General features: G+C 74.3%; 17 protein-coding genes and 1 pseudogene. 11 read left to right on the top strand and 7 right to left on the bottom strand.

Annotated features, from left to right (window positions below; translation table 11 throughout):
• Positions 1–247 precede the first annotated feature (247 nt).
• On the top strand, positions 248–880 hold the full coding sequence (locus ACPFP2_RS11370) for a TetR/AcrR family transcriptional regulator (protein WP_424088743.1): 633 nt from the start codon (positions 248–250) through the stop codon (positions 878–880).
• Between the two features lie 109 nt (positions 881–989).
• On the opposite strand, the gene ACPFP2_RS11365 is transcribed toward ACPFP2_RS11370, so the two are convergent.
• A complete protein-coding gene (locus ACPFP2_RS11365) occupies positions 990–1,940 on the bottom strand; it encodes a TIGR03557 family F420-dependent LLM class oxidoreductase (RefSeq protein WP_424088741.1) in 951 nt (316 codons plus the stop codon).
• A gap of 78 nt (positions 1,941–2,018) precedes the next feature.
• Complete coding sequence (locus ACPFP2_RS11360; protein WP_424088739.1) at positions 2,019–2,144, bottom strand: hypothetical protein; 126 nt, start codon at positions 2,142–2,144, stop codon at positions 2,019–2,021.
• Between the two features lie 140 nt (positions 2,145–2,284).
• Here ACPFP2_RS11360 and ACPFP2_RS11355 point away from each other — a divergent pair, with 140 nt between their 5' ends.
• Entirely contained in the window at positions 2,285–3,772 is a 1,488-nt protein-coding gene (locus ACPFP2_RS11355; RefSeq protein WP_424088738.1) for a glycoside hydrolase family 3 protein, read from the top strand.
• Between the two features lie 100 nt (positions 3,773–3,872).
• Here ACPFP2_RS11355 and ACPFP2_RS11350 read toward each other — a convergent pair whose 3' ends face one another.
• Both ACPFP2_RS11350 and ACPFP2_RS11345 read right to left on the bottom strand, forming a co-directional pair.
• Positions 3,873–4,160: a GNAT family N-acetyltransferase gene (locus ACPFP2_RS11350; protein WP_424088737.1), complete on the bottom strand. Its 288-nt coding sequence runs from the start codon at positions 4,158–4,160 to the stop codon at positions 3,873–3,875.
• Positions 4,157–5,383 (bottom strand): cysteine desulfurase-like protein, encoded by a 1,227-nt coding sequence (locus ACPFP2_RS11345; RefSeq protein WP_424088735.1) that lies wholly within the window; start codon positions 5,381–5,383, stop codon positions 4,157–4,159. Before ACPFP2_RS11345 ends, ACPFP2_RS11350 begins: the two co-directional genes overlap by 4 nt.
• 86 nt (positions 5,384–5,469) lie before the next feature.
• On the opposite strand from ACPFP2_RS11345, the gene ACPFP2_RS11340 reads away from it, so the two are divergent.
• The 7 genes and pseudogenes from ACPFP2_RS11340 (at position 5,470) to ACPFP2_RS11310 (ending at position 9,761) form a co-directional block, all read left to right on the top strand.
• The gene (locus ACPFP2_RS11340) at positions 5,470–5,835 is read left to right on the top strand and encodes a hypothetical protein (protein WP_424088733.1); all 366 of its coding nucleotides are present in this window, start codon (positions 5,470–5,472) and stop codon (positions 5,833–5,835) included.
• Positions 5,836–5,895: 60 nt separating this feature from the next.
• Positions 5,896–6,717: a DUF1206 domain-containing protein gene (locus tag ACPFP2_RS11335; protein WP_424088731.1), complete on the top strand. Its 822-nt coding sequence runs from the start codon at positions 5,896–5,898 to the stop codon at positions 6,715–6,717.
• A gap of 79 nt (positions 6,718–6,796) precedes the next feature.
• A pseudogene (locus ACPFP2_RS11330) lies at positions 6,797–7,987 on the top strand (mechanosensitive ion channel family protein); the annotation flags it as partial.
• A 246-nt stretch (positions 7,988–8,233) separates the two neighbouring features.
• Entirely contained in the window at positions 8,234–8,668 is a 435-nt protein-coding gene (locus ACPFP2_RS11325) for a phage holin family protein (protein WP_424088729.1), read from the top strand.
• Entirely contained in the window at positions 8,665–9,000 is a 336-nt protein-coding gene (locus ACPFP2_RS11320; protein WP_424088727.1) for a DUF3618 domain-containing protein, read from the top strand. The genes ACPFP2_RS11325 and ACPFP2_RS11320 overlap by 4 nt, the downstream gene beginning before the upstream one ends.
• Positions 8,997–9,269 (top strand): DUF4235 domain-containing protein, encoded by a 273-nt coding sequence (locus ACPFP2_RS11315; protein ID WP_424088726.1) that lies wholly within the window; start codon positions 8,997–8,999, stop codon positions 9,267–9,269. Before ACPFP2_RS11320 ends, ACPFP2_RS11315 begins: the two co-directional genes overlap by 4 nt.
• Positions 9,270–9,557: 288 nt before the next feature.
• The gene (locus ACPFP2_RS11310) at positions 9,558–9,761 is read left to right on the top strand and encodes a cold-shock protein (protein WP_007075740.1); all 204 of its coding nucleotides are present in this window, start codon (positions 9,558–9,560) and stop codon (positions 9,759–9,761) included.
• A gap of 364 nt (positions 9,762–10,125) precedes the next feature.
• Here ACPFP2_RS11310 and ACPFP2_RS11305 read toward each other — a convergent pair whose 3' ends face one another.
• Together ACPFP2_RS11305 and ACPFP2_RS11300 are read right to left on the bottom strand one after the other, a co-directional pair.
• On the bottom strand, positions 10,126–10,320 hold the full coding sequence (locus ACPFP2_RS11305) for a hypothetical protein (protein WP_424088722.1): 195 nt from the start codon (positions 10,318–10,320) through the stop codon (positions 10,126–10,128).
• Positions 10,321–10,501: 181 nt separating this feature from the next.
• Positions 10,502–11,485, bottom strand: coding sequence for an aldo/keto reductase (locus ACPFP2_RS11300; RefSeq protein ID WP_424088721.1), 984 nt, complete (start codon positions 11,483–11,485; stop codon positions 10,502–10,504).
• A gap of 85 nt (positions 11,486–11,570) precedes the next feature.
• On the opposite strand from ACPFP2_RS11300, the gene ACPFP2_RS11295 reads away from it, so the two are divergent.
• The gene (locus ACPFP2_RS11295; protein ID WP_424088719.1) at positions 11,571–12,365 is read left to right on the top strand and encodes a trans-aconitate 2-methyltransferase; all 795 of its coding nucleotides are present in this window, start codon (positions 11,571–11,573) and stop codon (positions 12,363–12,365) included.
• Positions 12,362–13,387 (top strand): adenosine deaminase, encoded by a 1,026-nt coding sequence (locus ACPFP2_RS11290; protein ID WP_424088718.1) that lies wholly within the window; start codon positions 12,362–12,364, stop codon positions 13,385–13,387. The genes ACPFP2_RS11295 and ACPFP2_RS11290 overlap by 4 nt, the downstream gene beginning before the upstream one ends.
• 506 nt (positions 13,388–13,893) lie before the next feature.
• On the opposite strand, the gene ACPFP2_RS11285 is transcribed toward ACPFP2_RS11290, so the two are convergent.
• Entirely contained in the window at positions 13,894–15,288 is a 1,395-nt protein-coding gene (locus ACPFP2_RS11285) for a HAMP domain-containing sensor histidine kinase (RefSeq protein WP_424088716.1), read from the bottom strand.
• Between the last annotated feature and the right edge of the window lie 3 nt (positions 15,289–15,291).

Genomic DNA, 15,291 nt, shown 5'->3' with positions numbered 1-15,291 from the left:
ACCCACCCCGGCATGACTCCGCCCTCCGCGGGGCCGGTCGCCGACCCGTCCACCGGACGGGCGCCGCCCCGCCGGCACCGGACTGCGCGAGCGCGGTGCGGGTGGCGGCCAGGGCGGGATCCGTGGCGGGACGGGGCACGGGGCCCGTCCCGCCACGGGCCGTGCCGGGGCCGGCGCGAGCGGGAGCCCTCGCAGAGTGGGCCTGGCCGGGCCCGCCCGCCCCGGCGGCGGACCTAGGATGCCGGTGATGTCACCGAGGAGAGCCGCGGCGCTGCGCGGCGGCGACCAGAGCCTGCGTGAGCACCTGATCGCCGCGGCGGGACGGCTGGTGGCCCGGCGCGGCACGGTCGGGTTGACCGTCCGCGACATCGCCCGCGAGGCGCAGGTGGCCGACGGCGTGCTCTACAACCACTTCGCCGACAAGGAGGAACTGCTCGCGTACGCCGTGCACGCCCACCTGCGGGCCGCCGAGGCGGCGCTGGAGGGGCAGCCGCCCCGGCCGGGCGAAGGGACCGTGGCGGCGAACCTGCGGGCGTACCTGACCCGGGCGCTGGCGTTGCACACGGCGATCCTGCCGGCGATGACCGGCGTGTTCACCCAGCCCGGGCTGCTCGCCCGCCTCGCCGAGCTGCCCGACCCGCTGGCCGGCGGCCACGGGCTGCGCGCCGAGCTGACCGGCTACCTGCGCGGCGAGCGGGAGCGCGGCCGGGTGGCCCCCGACGCCGCCGTCGAGGCGGTCGCCGCCCTGGTCGTCGGGGTCTGCCACGACCTGGTCCTGCACCACCTGCTCGACCCCACCACGCCGGCGCCGACGCCGACGATGATCGACGACCTGGTCCGCACCCTGCTGCACGGCGTCGCCCCGCCGGAGGGCCGCTGACCGCCGGTCCGGCCGGCGACCGCCCGGTGCTCGTCTGCGTGGTTCCGGCGCGGCGGGCGGGCGGCGTGTCGCGCCGGGAACCGACAGCCGATCACGGGCGGGCGGCGTCTCACCGCAGCCGGGGCAGCACCTCGTGCCGGTAGAGGTCGAACAGGCCCTGCCAGCCGGGCCCGGTGTTGGCGACGTAGACCTCGTCGAAGCCGGCCTCGGCGTACCGGCCGATCATCTCCAGGTGGGCGTCGGCGCTGTCGCCGCAGACGAACGACTCCTTCATCATCTCCGGCCGGACCAGCTGGGCGGCCTGCTCGAAGTGCCGCGGCGACGGGAGCACCTGGGACAGCTCGCCCGGCACCCCGGCGTTCGGCCACTTCTCGTACGCGATCCGCATCCCGGCCTCCTCGCTGTCGGCGTACGCCGCCTTGAAGCCGGCCTGGCACGGCTTGTCGCCGCCGCCGTTGTCCCGGAACCGGCGCACCAGGTCGCCGTCCGGCATGGTGCTGACGTAGCCGTCGCCGATGCGGGCGGCCAGGTCGACCGCCTTCGGGCCGAAGCCGGAGACGTGGACCGGGACCGGGTGCTCCGGCAGCGTGTAGATCCGTGCGTGCTCGACGGTGTAGTGCCGGCCGTGGTGGTTGACGAAGCCGCCCTGCCACAGCTCCCGCATCACCTCGACCGCCTCCTCGAGCATCTCCAGCCGGACGTCGGTCTGCGGCCACGTGTCACCGAGGATGTGCTCGTTGAGCGCCTCCCCGGAGCCGACGCCGAGCACGAAGCGTCCCCGGTGCAGGACCGCGCTGGTGGCCGCCGCCTGGGCGATCACCGCGGGGTGGATGCGGACCGTCGGGCAGGTGACCGCGGTGGTGACCGGCAGCGCGCAGACCTGGCTGAGCGCGCCGATGGTCGACCAGACGAAGGGGCTCTGGCCTTGGGCGTCCACCCAGGGGTGGTAGTGGTCGGAGATCCACAGCGCCTCGAACCCGGCCCGCTCCGCGCCGCGCGCCTGGTCCAGCAGCTCCGCCGGGGTGTACTCCTCGCTGGACAGGAAGTAGCCGATCCTCATGGGTCCCCCTCGCCGCCGTCCGGTCCCGGGCTCGCCGGGTCGACGTCCGACAGCGGTACCCCGGCGGTGCGGGATCAGTCAGCGTCGCCGGAACATCGCCCGGATGGCGGCGACCAGCAGCAGGCCACCGACCACCACGCCGAGCAGGCGTACGCCGGGGATGTCGGCCGGTGAGGTGGCGTCGGCGAGCAGCGTGGCATCCATTCCGGAACTGTCGCACGACGCCGGGGAGCGTGCCAGGCCCTAACAGTAAGGTTTATTGACTATTTCGTTGCTGGGTGTGACCATGGCAGCACCGCGACGGTGACGGACCGTCCGAGACGACACGGGGGTAGTGCGGCGGCATGAACGAGCGCAACCTGGCCGGCCTGGCGGCCGCCGTCCTGCAGCCCGGCTTCGTCGGCACCACCCCGCCCGACTGGGTGTGCCGGTGGCTGGGCGAAGGGCTCGGCGCGGTGGTCCTCTTCGCCCGCAACGTCGCCGACCCGGGGCAGCTCGCCGCGCTCACCGCCACCCTGCGCGCCGAACGGCCCGACGTCCTCGTCGCCATCGACGAGGAGGCCGGCGACGTCACCCGGATCGAGTCGGTGGCCGGCAGCTCCCGCCCGGGCAACCTCGCCCTCGGCGCGGTCGACGACCCGGCGTTGACCGAGGAGGTGGCCCGTGACCTCGGCGCCGACCTCGCCGCGCTCGGCGTCACGCTGAACTACGCCCCGGACGCCGACGTCAACGACAACCCGGCGAACCCGGTGATCGGCGTACGCGCCTTCGGCGCCGAGCCGGACCTGGTCGCCCGGCACACCGCCGCCTGGGTACGCGGCCTCCAGTCCGCCGGCGTCGCGGCCTGCGCCAAACACTTCCCCGGCCACGGGGACACCAGGGTCGACTCGCACCACGACCTGCCCCGCATCAGCGCCAGCCGGGCCCGCCTCGACGCCGTCGAGCTGGTCCCGTTCCGGGCCGCCGTCGCGGCCGGGGTCCAGGCGGTGATGACCGGCCACCTGCTCGTGCCCGCCCTCGACGAGGAGCTGCCGGCCACCCTCAGTCCCCGCGTCCTCGGCGACCTGCTCCGCGACGAGCTGGGCTTCTGCGGCGTGGTGGTCACCGACGCGGTGGAGATGCGCGCGGTCGCCGACCGGTACGGCTTCGCCGGCGCGGCCGTACGGGCCCTGGCCGCCGGGGCGGACGCGGTCTGCGTCGGCGGCGAACACGCCGACGAGGCCGCCGCCCGGCACCTGCGCGACGCCATCGTCGCCGCCGTGGTCTCCGGCGAGCTGCCGGAGGAACGGCTCGCCGAGGCCGCCAAGCGGGTCGGCCAGCTCGCCGCCTGGACGGTCGCCGCCCGCGCCGGGCGCCCCGCCCGGCACCTGCCGGACGCCGACGGCTCCCCGATCGGGCTGGCCGCCGCCCGCCGCGCGTTGCGGGTCAGCGGTGCACCGGCCGGCCGGCTGCCGCTGGCCGCCCCCGCGCACGTGGTGGAGTTCGTGCCGCCCCGCAACATCGCCATCGGCCCGGAGACCCCGTGGGGGATCGGCGAGCCCCTCGCCGCGCTGCTGCCCGGCACGACCACCGTCCGGCTCGCCGAGACGGACCTGCCCGCCGACCCGACCGCCGACGCCGGCGACCGGCCGGTGGTGCTGGTCGTCCGCGACCTGCACCGGCACGACTGGATGCGGGCCGCCGTCGACCGTGCCCTCGCCGACCGGCCGGACGCCGTGGTGGTCGAGCTGGGCGTGCCCGCGCTCACCGCCGGCCGGGTGCACGTCGCCACCCACGGCGCGACCCGGGCGGGCGCCCGGGCCGCCGCCGAACTGCTCGCCGGTCTCGGCTGACCCGAACCGGCAACCCCCTGCTCGCGGCGGGTCGCGGTGTCCAGTGAGGCGGACACCGCGATCCGCCGCCCGCCGTGTCGCCGGAGCCGGACCGGGCCGGTCAGACCGGCGTGACGACCAGGTCGGCGTACTCGGGGTGCCGCTCGATGAAGGCCCGCACGAACGGGCACCGCGGCACCACCCGACCCTCCTGCTCGCGTACCTGGTCCAGGGTGGCCCGGACCAACGCCGCGCCGACCCCCATGTCCTGGTACGCCGGGCGGACCTCGGTGTGCGTGAACACCCGCACCTCCCCCCGGGGCAGGTACGCGGTGAAGCCGGCCAGCGCGCCGTCGACCAGGATCTCGAAGCGGTGCTTGGCGGGGTTCTCCTCGACCAGGAAGCTCACCCGGCCATTGTCTCCCCCCGCCGTGCCAGCCGGTCCAGTTCGGCGAGCAACCGGTCCACCTCGTCGGCGGTGTTGTAGTGGTAGACGCTGGCCCGCACCGCCCCGCCGCTGTCGCGCAGCCCCATCGTGCGGAAGTACTCGTAGGCGTAGTAGTCGCCGGAGGAGAGGCAGAGCCCGGCCTCGCCCAGCGCCGCGGCGAGCCCGGCCGGCGACCAGCCGGCGAGCCGGAACGACACCGTCGGGCAGCGGCGGGCCGCCGCGCCGTACACGGTGACCGCCGGGTGGGCGGTCAGCCCGGCGAGCAGCCGGTCGAAGAGCGACTCCTCGTACGCCTGCGCGGCTGCCAGGCCCGCGCGGACCCGCTGCCGCCGGTCGCCGGTGGTCCTCGGGTCCAGCCCGGCCAGGTGGTCCACGGCCGCGGCCACCCCGGCCAGCAGCGGGAAGCTCGGGGTGCCCGCCTCGAACCGGTCCGGCACGGCGTCGGAGGAGGGCAGCAGCTTCGCCGGGCGCAGCGGCTCCCACCGGGCCGGGTCGGCGACCATCGCCGCCAGGTGCGGGCCGGACCACTTGTAGGCACTGGTGACCAGGAAGTCCGCGCCCAGCGAGGCGAGGTCGGTCGGGCCGTGCGGCACCGAGTGCACACCGTCGACGCAGACCAGCGCCCCCGCCGCGTGGGCGGTCTTGGCGATCGTCGCGACGTCCGGCACGGTGCCGATCGCGTTGCTGCCGGCGGTCACCGCGACCAGCCGGGTCCGCTCGCCGACCAGGTCGGCGTACTGGCCGGCGGGCAGCTCGCCGGTGGCCGGGTCGAACTCCGCCCAGCGCACCGTCGCGCCGGCCGCCTCGGCCGCCCGCACCCAGGGCCGCACGTTCGCGTCGTGGTCGAGCCGGGAGACCACCACCTCGTCGCCGGGCTGCCAGGTGTCGCCGAGCGCCCGGGCCAGGGTGTACGTCAACGCCGTCGCGCTCGGCCCGAGCACCACGCCCTGCGCCGTCGCGCCCAGCAGGTCGGCCACCGCCGCCCGCGCGGCGGCGACCAGTTCCAGCGACCGCCGGCCGGGTACGAAGGCGGTGCTGCGGTTGCCGAGCGCGGTGCGCATGGCGTCGGTGACCGCGTCGACGACCGACTGCGGGGTCTGGGTGCCGCCGGCACCGTCGAAGTGGGCGAAACCCTCGGTCAGGGCGGGGTAGGCGGCCCGGGTGCGGGCGATGTCGAACGGCATGACGGGACCCTAACGCGAGCGCCGACGCCGCTCGGCACGATCATCGGGCGGTGCCGGCCTGGCCGCCGTCTCGTACCCTGGTGCGGGTGACGACCCGAACCGGTTCCTCCCCGCTGTCCCCCACCCGCCGGGCCGCCGGCCTGTTCGCCGCCCTGACGCTCGGCGCTGCCCTGCTCGCCGGCTGCAGCTCCGAGGGCGCCAGCACCGACTGCGGCCTGGACGCCTGCACGGTCACCTTCGACCGGGGCGTGGACGCCAAGGCCAACATCCTCGGCATCGAGGCGAAACTGATCGGTGCCGAGGGCGACCAGGTGACCGTCGAGGTCGCCGGTGAGCAGGTCTCCCTCACGACGGGGCAGCAGGCCGCCGAGGTGGGCGGCTTCGCCGTGACGCTGGACAGCGTCACCGACCAGGAGGTCAAGATCCGCGTCGCCCGCAACGCCGGCGGCTGACCGGCCGGGCCGGCGGTGGCCCACGTTTGAGGATCAAGACATTCGGCAATACACGGCGCCATGTCACTCACCCGGAACGCCGAAGCCACCGCCGCCCGCACCGCGGACAGCCGCTGGCTGGAACTCCTCGCCCGGGCCGGCTTCATCGGCTACGGGGTCGTGCACCTGCTCTTCGCCTGGCTCATCCTCCAGGTCGCCTTCGACAGCTCCGGCGAGGAGGCGAACCAGAACGGTGCCCTGCGCACCCTGGGCGCCCAGCCCATGGGCGAGTTCCTGTTGATCGCGATCGCCGTCGGCCTGGTCGCCATGGCGATCTGGCAGGCGCTGGAGGCGGCCGTCGGGCACCACGCCAAGCAGGGCAAGGAACGACTCTTCGAACGCATCGCCTCGGTGGTGCGCACCGTGGTCTTCCTCTGGCTGGCCTGGACCGCCGTCCGAGTCGTCCAGGAGGCCAGCAGCAACAGCGCCAACCAGCAGGAGGCCCTCAGCGCGAAGCTGATGGCCTCCGGAGGTGGCCGGTTCCTGGTCGGCCTCGCCGGTCTGGTGCTGGCCGCCGTCGGTGTCGGCATGGTGATCTACGGCCTGAAGAAGAAGTTCGAGCGCAACCTGAAGATCGGCGAGATGAGCCCGAAGACGCGGACGCTGGCCCGGCGGCTCGGCATGGCCGGCTACGTCGCCCGCGGCTCCGTGTTCGCGGTCGCCGGTCTGCTGATCGTGGTGGCCGCCGTGAACTACAACCCGGAGAAGGCCCGAGGCCTGGACGGCGCCCTGCGGACGCTGCGTGACCAGCCCTACGGCCAGATCCTGCTGGCGCTGATGGCCCTCGGCATCGCCGCCTTCGGCGTCTACTGCTTCCTCCAGTCCCGCTACCGGAAGGTCTGAGCTGGTCGATTCCGGAAACGCCGGGCACCATAGGGCCTTTGTCCAGAAGTGGTCAGCCCGGCCGGAGGGAGAAACACCAGTGCGGAACTACCTCGAAACGATCGCCGCCGCGACAATCGCGGCGGCGATCGCGTTGCTCGTGGTCGAGGTGGTGCACCGGGTGGTCCGCCGGCTCGGCCGGCGGTCGCTGCTGATGACCGAGCTCACCGACCACGTGCACCGGCCGTTGCAGGTCGCCGCCACCGTGCTCGCCGTGCAGTTCGCGGTCCGCTTCAGCACCGGGTACGCCGTCGGCACCCCCTGGCGGCAGGTGGTGCTGCACACCCTGGTGCTGGGGGTGGTCGCCGCGGTGGCCTGGCTGGTCGCCTCGCTGCTGGTGGTCATGGAGGACACCGCGCTGGCCCGGTTCCGGGTGGACGTGCCCGACAACCGGCACGCGCGTCGGGTGCGTACCCAGGTGGTGCTGCTGCGCCGGCTGACCATCGCGGTGATCGTGGTGCTCGCCATCGGCGTGATGCTGATGACCTTCCCCGCCGTCCGCGGCATCGGCGCCGGTGTGCTGACCAGCGCCGGTGCGATCGGTGTGGTCGCCGCGCTGGCCGCGCAGAGCCTGCTCGGCAACGTCATCGCCGGCCTCCAGCTCGCCTTCAGCGACGCGGTGCGCCTCGGCGACGTGGTGGTCGTCGAGGGCGAGTGGGGCCGCATCGAGGAGCTGACCCTCAGCTACGTGGTGGTGCAGATCTGGGACGACCGCCGGCTGATCCTGCCCACGTCCTACTTCACCAGCACCCCGTTCCAGAACTGGACCCGCACCGAGTCGGCGGTGCTGGGCACCGCCGAGTTCGACGTCGACTGGTCCGTCCCGGTGCAAGCGATGCGGGAGGAGCTGCGCCGGCTGGTCGAGGGCACCGACCTGTGGGACGGCCGGGTCTGCGTGCTCCAGGTGACCGACGCGACCGGTGGGCTGATCAAGGTCCGGGCGCTGGTCAGCGCCGGCGACGCGGGCAGCCTCTGGGACCTGCGCTGCCTGGTCCGGGAGCACCTGGTCGGCTGGATCCGCGACCACCGCCCCACCGCGCTGCCCCGCTCCCGTACCGAGATCGGCGACGCCTCCGGCACCCTGCCCTGGCAGTGGGTGCAGCCGCGCCGGCCGGTGCGCCGGCGGCCGGAGACCGACGTGCCCGACGACGCGCGGGTCTTCGGCGGCAGCGACGACGGCGACGCGCGCAGCGAGGCGTTCGTCGGCCCCGCCGACGACGCCGACTCCCGCGCCGACGGGTGTGCCGAGCACCGCGACGGCGTCCTCGTGGGTACCGAGGAAGCGCGCGACGGACGCCGCTGACCACCTTTCGACAGCCCCCGTGACCTCGGGTCCGCCGGGCTTCGTCGGATCCGCTTCCGCGTTTCGCCGGACGGTACGGCCCCAACTGCGGTCAGATGTGGTTGGTCACTGCGCGCAGGATTGACGGGCGGCGACTCCGGGCATACAGCGCGGTGTTGATGAAAGGAGGACAGCATGGCTGACGTCGCGAACCACCGCACGTCCCGGACCGGGAGCGAGCCGTCCACCGCCGAACTGGTGCAGCGGGCCACCGAGCAGGTCTCCCGACTGGTACGGGACGAGCTGGCGCTGGCCCGGGCGGAGTTGACCCAGAAGGGCAAGCACGCCGGGATCGGCATCGGCCTGTTCGGCGGAGGCGGGGCGCTCGCCCTCTACGGGCTCGGCGCCCTGGTCGCCACGGCGATCCTGCTGCTGGACCTGGTGCTGCCCGCCTGGGCGGCCGCCCTGATCGTGGCGGTGGTGCTCTTCCTGATCGCGGGCGTCTTCGCCCTGGTCGGCAAGAAGCAGGTCAGCCGTGCGGTCCCCCCGGTTCCGGAGTCGACGGTCCGCAGCGTCCGGGCGGACGTGGACGTCGTCACCGCGGCGGTGAAGGACAGGGGACGGGCATGACGGGCAACGGGACCGGCGACACGGACGCGATCCGCGAGGAGATCCGGCGTACCCGGGTGGAGTTGGGCGAGACGATGGAGCTGTTGGCCGCCAAGGCCGACGTCAAGGCCCGGCTGCGGTCCTCCGCCGGCCAGGCGAAGGAGCGGATGCGCGAGCAGGCGGCGGTCACCGTCGCCCGGGTGCGCGGGCAGGCGGCGCAGAAGGCCGGCCAGGCGCGGGCGCAGGGCTACGGGGAGGCGTTCGGGCGCAGCCCGGCGCCGTGGGCGGCGGTCGCGGCGGGCGCCGTGGCGACGATGATCGTGCTGTTGATCGTGCGGGGGAGGCGTAGGTGAGCAAGGGGATCGGTAGGGCCGCGTACAAGCCCGTCGGGGTGCTGCTCGGCCTGGCCGCCGGTACGGTCGCCGGGGCGATCTTCCGGCAGGTCTGGAAGATGACCGCCGGCGACGGCGAGGCGCCCAGCGCCACCGACGAGGACCGCGGCTGGGGCGAGGTGCTGGCCGCGGCGGCGCTGCAGGGTGCCATCTTCTCGGCGGTCCGGGCGGCCGTCGACCGGGGCGGCGCGGTCGGCGTACGACGGGTCACCGGCCGCTGGCCGGACTGAACAGTGGACGTGACGACCCCCCTCCCGCATCGACGGGAGGGGGGTCTTTCGCGCCTGCGCAACCCGCCGCCCAGCGGACGTCAGGCATCCGTCAGGTCACATGTCGGAGAATTTCGTCGGGTAGGCTGTGCAGAGTTTTTGCGTACGTGGTTTGCTGATCCCCGCTGTTGCGAGATGGCGTGGGTTGAGAGAAGTCTCCTTCGTGGGGGCCGCCTCAGGCGCCGCTGCTCGAAAACGGCCAATCGGCCGCACGGCGTGCTCGGCCGCCAGTTTTAGAAGGAGATACACATGGCGCAGGGAACCGTGAAGTGGTTCAACGCTGACAAGGGCTTCGGCTTCATCACCGTCGACGGCGGGGGTGCTGACGTGTTCGTCCACTTCTCGGCCATCCAGACCAGCGGCTACCGCACGCTGGAGGAGAACCAGCGGGTGGAGTTCGAGATCGCCCAGGGTCAGAAGGGTCCGCAGGCCGAGCAGGTCCGCCCCATCTGAGCAGAGCCGGTCGGCAGCCGCCGGCCCGGGTGATCCGGCCAGCCGGATCGACGAGAAGCCCCGTGTCCCCCGGACGCGGGGCTTTCCGCGTCGACGGGGCTGTCGTCGACGGCTCCCGGCCGCCGGCCGCTCGCCCCCGACGCCATGATCGCCACCGTTCGCGGCGAGTCGCGGTGTCCGGCAACGGGGACACCGCGAACCACCCCAAAAAATGGTGACCCCCCCTTGGGGGGGGTGTCTCCCACAACCCGAATCCCGGTTTCCCCCTTTTGTGTGGGGTTTGGTGTTGCAAGAAAGGGGGGACACCGCGACTCGCCGCAAACGGTGGCGCACCACTCGGGGAGGCGGTGCCGCCGACGACGGGTCAGGTACGGCGGCGGGCGCGCATGCCGCGCCAGAGCAGCCCGAGCCCGGCCGCCGCGAGCACCGGTCCGGCCACCGCCCAGAAGCGCTGGTCGGTCATCACGCTGCCACTGACGTAGCCGAGCCCCTGCACCGTCCAGACGGCACCGACCACCACGGCCAGCAGGCCGAGGGTGAGCGTCAGCCAGCCCCTCATCGCATCTCCCTCCACCGGGCCGGCGGTGCCGGCCGCACCGTCGGCATCCGCACCGTCAGTATCCGTACCGTCGCACCGTCAGCGTCCGCACGGTCGGTATCCGTGCCGTCGCACCGTCAGCGTCCGCGCCGGCGGCATCCGTACCGTCGGTGCCGGGGGCGAGCACCGTTGCTGGCGCGGCTCACCAGCGGTCGTGCACGCGTGGGCGGACCAGTTCGTCGTAGACGGCCCGGACGGTGTCGCGCTCCTCGGGGGTCAACGGGGGCAGCGCGGCGGTCGAGGCGTTGCTCCGGGCCTGCTCCGGGTCGCGGGCGCCCGGGATGACGACGGTGAGGCCCGGCTGGTCGATGATCCAGCGCAGCGCGAACTGCGCCATGGTGCGGTCGGGGCCGACCAGCGGGGCGAGCCGGCGGACGACCTCCAGGCCGAGGTCGTAGTCGACGCCGGAGAAGGTCTCGCCGACGTCGAAGCTCTCCCCGTGCCGGTTGAAGGTGCGGTGGTCGTCGGGGGCGAAGGTGGTGTGCTCGTCGTAGCGGCCGGAGAGCAGGCCGCTGGCCAGCGGCACCCGGGCGATGATCCCCACCCCGGCGGACGCGGCGGCGGGCAGCACCCGTTCCAGGGGCTTGAGCCGGACGGCGTTGAGGATGATCTGCACGCTCGCCACGCCGGGGCGGGCGATCGCGGTCAGCGCCTGGTCGCAGGTCTCGACGCTGACCCCGTACCCGGCGATCCTCTTCTCGGACACCAGGGTGTCCAGCGCGTCGAAGACCCGGTCGTCGCCGAAGACCGCCGTCGGCGGGCAGTGCAGCTGGACCAGGTCCAGGGTGTCCACGCCGAGGTTGGCCCGGGACCGGTCGGTCCAGGCCCGGAAGTTGTCCAGTGTGTACGCCTGCGGCGTCTGCGCCACCCGCCGGCCCATCTTGGTCGCCACGGTCAGCCCGTGCCCGGGCCGCTCGCGCAGGAACCGGCCGATGAGCTGTTCGCTGCGCCCGTCGCCGTAGACGTCGGCGGTGTCCAGGAAGGTGACCCCGGCGTCCACGGCGGCGGCGAGGACGGCCAGGGCGTCGCTCTCGTCGACCCGGCCCCAGTCCGCGCCGAGCTGCCACGCGCCGAGGCCGACCACACCCACCTGCAGGCCGAGCCGGTCGAAGCTGCGCTGTTCCATTCGACCGAGCCTAATGACCACGTTGCCGAGCCGCAGCGCGGGCCGTAGGGTCGAAGAAAGACGTACGTACGGTTTGGAGAGCGCGATGTGGGACCCGACCATCTACCTGCGCTACGGCGACGAACGGTCCCGGCCGTTGCACGACCTGCTCGCCCGGATCCCGGCCGACCGGCCGCGCGCCGTGGTCGACCTCGGCTGTGGACCGGGCACCCTGACCGCCACCCTGGCCCGGCGCTGGCCCGACGCGCGGGTGGTCGGCCTCGACTCCTCCCCGGAGATGATCGACCGGGCGCGGTCGCTGGACACCCCGGCCGACTTCGCCGTCGCTGACGTCACCGACTGGCGGCCGGGCCCGGACGTCGACGTGGTCGTCGCCAACGCCGTGTTGCAGTGGGTGCCCGGCCACCGGGAGCTGCTCACCCGCTGGGCCCGCGACCTGCCCGCCGACGCCTGGCTGGCGTTCCAGGTCCCGGGCAACTTCGACGCCCCGTCGCACCGGGCGCTGCGCGAGGTCGCCCGCCGGGACCGGTGGGCGCCCGCGCTGGCGTCGCTGCTGCGCGAGGCCCCGGTCGACGACGCCGTCGGCTACGCCGCGTCGCTGGTCGACGCCGGCTGCGCGGTCGACGCCTGGGAGACTGTCTACGTGCACCTGCTCCCGGCCCGACCCGACGCCGACCATCCGGTGCTGGCCTGGATGGAGGGGACGGCGCTGCGCCCGGTCCGCGCCGCGCTGGACGCCGCCGGCTGGGCGGACTTCCGCGCCGAGCTGGGCGTACGACTCGCCGAGGCGTACCCGGTGCGGCAGGGTCAGGTGCACTTCCCGTTCCGCCGGATCTTCGTGGTCGCCCGCACCGGCGCCCGTGCAGAGGAGAACCTGTGACCGACCTGCCCGCCTTCATCGCCGGACTGCCCAAGGTGGAGCTGCACGTGCACCACGTCGGCTCCGCCTCACCCCGGATCGTGGCCGAGCTGGCCGCCCGGCACGAGGGGCGCAGCCCGGTCCCGGCGGACCCGGACGCGCTCGTCGACTACTTCGCCTTCCGCGACTTCGCCCACTTCATCGAGGTCTACCTGAGCGTGGTGGACCTGATCCGCGATCCGGAGGACGTCTGGATCCTCACCCACGAGGTCGCCCGCGAGCTGGCCCGTCAGCAGGTCCGCTACGCCGAGCTGACCGTCACCCCGTACTCGCACGTGCACCGGGGGATTCCCGCCCCGGCGTTCTGCGAGGCGATCGAGGACGCCCGCAAGCGGGCCGAGGTCGACTTCGGCATCGCCCTGCGCTGGTGCTTCGACATCCCGGGCGAGGCCGGGCTGCCGGCTGCCGAGGAGACCCTGCGCATCGCCCTGGAGCAGCGGCCGGACGGGCTGATCAGCTTCGGCCTCGGCGGCCCGGAGATCGGCGTGCCCCGGCCGCAGTTCAAGCCGTACTTCGACCAGGCCCGGGCGGCCGGGCTGCGGTCGGTGCCGCACGCGGGGGAGACCACCGGCCCGCAGACGGTCTGGGACGCGCTGCGCGACCTCGGCGCCGAACGGATCGGCCACGGTATCTCCGCCGCCGAGGACCCGGAGCTGCTGGCGTACCTGGCCGAGCACCGGATCGCCCTGGAGGTCTGCCCGACCTCCAACGTGCGTACCCGGGCGGTCGCCCACATCTCCGAGCACCCGCTCGCTCGGCTGGTCGATGCGGGCGTGCTGGTCAGCATCAACTCCGACGACCCGCCGATGTTCGGCACCACCCTCAACGACGAGTACGCGGTGGCCGCCCGGCTGCTCGACGCCGGGCCCGACCGGCTGGCGGCGCTGGCGAAGGACGCGGTGACCGCCTCGTTCCTCGACCCCGCCGACAAGGCCCGCATCGCCGCCGAGATCGACGCCTACGCCGCCACCGCCCCCCGCTGACCCGGGCGGGGCGTCGCCTCGTGTCGGCGGCTGCCGCCGTCCTGCGTGCCGGGGCGGCAGGGCGGGTGGTTCAGGCCAGGACCGGGTCCTGCCAGACGGCGAGCGTGACGGCGATCCCGACCCCGATCACGGTGGCCCACCGGAGCAACCGGCGGACCGTCGGGTTCATCGGGCACCTCGTGACGGGCGGTGGGAGGTGGACGCGCGGCGGGAGCGGGTGTGGGGGGACCGTACTCCCGCCGCGCGTACGGCTCCACCGGCCGGCAGTTGTCAGGGGCGACAGACCGGTGGAACTGATGGGTTCGCCGTCGATCCTGTCACCGTCCGGCCCGATCGCCGCCCGCGTTAATCCGGATCTAAGGAAGACTTGCGCCACCGCACAGTCGACCGCCAGGGTGCGGTGGCCGGCGTACTCCCGGCGGTGGTGGGCCGACCCCGGCCCACCACCCGCGTGACGCAGGCACCCGCCGGGCCGGCCAGGACACCGCGACCGGAGTGCGCCCTGGTCAGGAGCCGCGGCGCGGCCAGCGGCGACCACCGGTCTTCTGCTCGCGGGCCTCCCGGGTCATCCGGCCGACCAGCCCGAACCGGTTGACCTGCCGGGGCGTCGCCTCCGGGTCGGCCAGCAGCATCACCACGCTGGCCCCGCCGAGCCGGGCCCGGTCGATGCTGACCGAGCCGTTGGCCTGCAACGCCACCCGCTTGGCGATGTCCAGTCCCAGGCCGGTGGAGCCCTGGTCGCTGGTGCCGCGGCGCAACGCCCGGTCCGGGTTGGCGATGCCCGGGCCGGCGTCGTCGATGCGGATCGCCACGTACCCGTCCCGTCGAGAGACCGCCACCTCGAACGCGGTGCCCTGCGGGGTGTAGCGGAAGACGTTGCCGATGACCGCGTCCAGCGCGGCGGCCAGCTCGGCCCGGGGGACCGGCGCGGGGATCCGCAGCTGGGCCCCGATCACCCGGTGCGGGCGGTTCTGGTCGCCGGCCAGGGCCGCCCAGAAGACCATCCGGTCCCGGACCACCTCGCTGACGTCGCACTCGGCCGGCCCGGCCTCGTGGGTGACCGCCTTGCGGGTGGTCTTGATCAGTACGTCGATCTCACCCTCCAGGGTGACGATCGCCTGGCGGATCCGCCGGATGGTCCGCCGCCGGTCCAGCTCGGCCGGGGTGAACGAGCCGACGCTGGTGTCGTCGGAGTCCAGCCCCTCGGCGTCCAGCCGCAGCACGGTCAGCGGGGTGCGCAGCCGGTGCGACAGGTCGGCCACCAGCTCACGCTCGTCGGTGCGGGCGGCGACCAGCCGGTCCGCCATCCGGTTGAACGCGTACCCGGCCTCGGCCAGCTCCCGTGGCCCGCTCGGCTCCACCCGTACGCCCAGGTCGCCGTCGCCGACGGCCAGGGCGGCCCGGACCAGCCCCCGGGTGGAGTCGACCGCCCGCGCCGCCACCCGGTCCACCACGATCACCGCCGCGCCGACCAGCGCCACGGCCACCGCGGCCAGCAGCAGCCACGTCCCGCCGGCGCCCTCGTCCAGCTCGCCGGAGGGGACGAACGTCTCCACCACGGCGACCCGGTCGTCGAGCACCACCGGGTCCAGGCGCAGCACCCCGCCGTCCACGTCGACGACCACCGACCGCCTGTCGTCGCGCGCCCGCTCCAGGTCGTCCTCGGCGGCCCGCCCGGCGGGCTCGGCGCCGCCCAACCCGTGCACGACCGGCCGGGTCGCCGGGTCGTCACCGCTGGCCTCCACGGCCCGGCGTACCGCCGCCGGCTCGGTGCTCACCGCGAGCGCCCCGGTGACCAGCGCGCCGCGCCGCGCCGCGTCGGCCAGCGCCTCGTCGCGCACCTCGTCGCGCAGGCTCAACCCGAGGGGGACCAGGAAGGCGAGCGCGACCAGCGCGCACATGCC

This window comes from Micromonospora citrea (assembly GCF_049629545.1).
Taxonomy (GTDB): domain Bacteria; phylum Actinomycetota; class Actinomycetes; order Mycobacteriales; family Micromonosporaceae; genus Micromonospora; species Micromonospora citrea_A.
This window is presented reverse-complemented; position numbering and strand designations above follow the sequence as displayed.

Coding starts and splice junctions, on each gene's coding strand:
- ACPFP2_RS11310 (WP_007075740.1), top strand. CDS start 9,558: ATGGCGCAGGGAACCGTGAAGTGGTTCAACGCTGACAAGGGCTTCGGC.
- ACPFP2_RS11370 (WP_424088743.1), top strand. CDS start 248: ATGTCACCGAGGAGAGCCGCGGCGCTGCGCGGCGGCGACCAGAGCCTG.
- ACPFP2_RS11295 (WP_424088719.1), top strand. CDS start 11,571: ATGTGGGACCCGACCATCTACCTGCGCTACGGCGACGAACGGTCCCGG.
- ACPFP2_RS11300 (WP_424088721.1), bottom strand. CDS start 11,485: ATGGAACAGCGCAGCTTCGACCGGCTCGGCCTGCAGGTGGGTGTGGTC.
- ACPFP2_RS11285 (WP_424088716.1), bottom strand. CDS start 15,288: ATGTGCGCGCTGGTCGCGCTCGCCTTCCTGGTCCCCCTCGGGTTGAGC.
- ACPFP2_RS11305 (WP_424088722.1), bottom strand. CDS start 10,320: ATGAGGGGCTGGCTGACGCTCACCCTCGGCCTGCTGGCCGTGGTGGTC.
- ACPFP2_RS11360 (WP_424088739.1), bottom strand. CDS start 2,144: ATGGATGCCACGCTGCTCGCCGACGCCACCTCACCGGCCGACATCCCC.
- ACPFP2_RS11345 (WP_424088735.1), bottom strand. CDS start 5,383: ATGCCGTTCGACATCGCCCGCACCCGGGCCGCCTACCCCGCCCTGACC.
- ACPFP2_RS11325 (WP_424088729.1), top strand. CDS start 8,234: ATGGCTGACGTCGCGAACCACCGCACGTCCCGGACCGGGAGCGAGCCG.
- ACPFP2_RS11365 (WP_424088741.1), bottom strand. CDS start 1,940: ATGAGGATCGGCTACTTCCTGTCCAGCGAGGAGTACACCCCGGCGGAG.
- ACPFP2_RS11320 (WP_424088727.1), top strand. CDS start 8,665: ATGACGGGCAACGGGACCGGCGACACGGACGCGATCCGCGAGGAGATC.
- ACPFP2_RS11355 (WP_424088738.1), top strand. CDS start 2,285: ATGAACGAGCGCAACCTGGCCGGCCTGGCGGCCGCCGTCCTGCAGCCC.
- ACPFP2_RS11335 (WP_424088731.1), top strand. CDS start 5,896: ATGTCACTCACCCGGAACGCCGAAGCCACCGCCGCCCGCACCGCGGAC.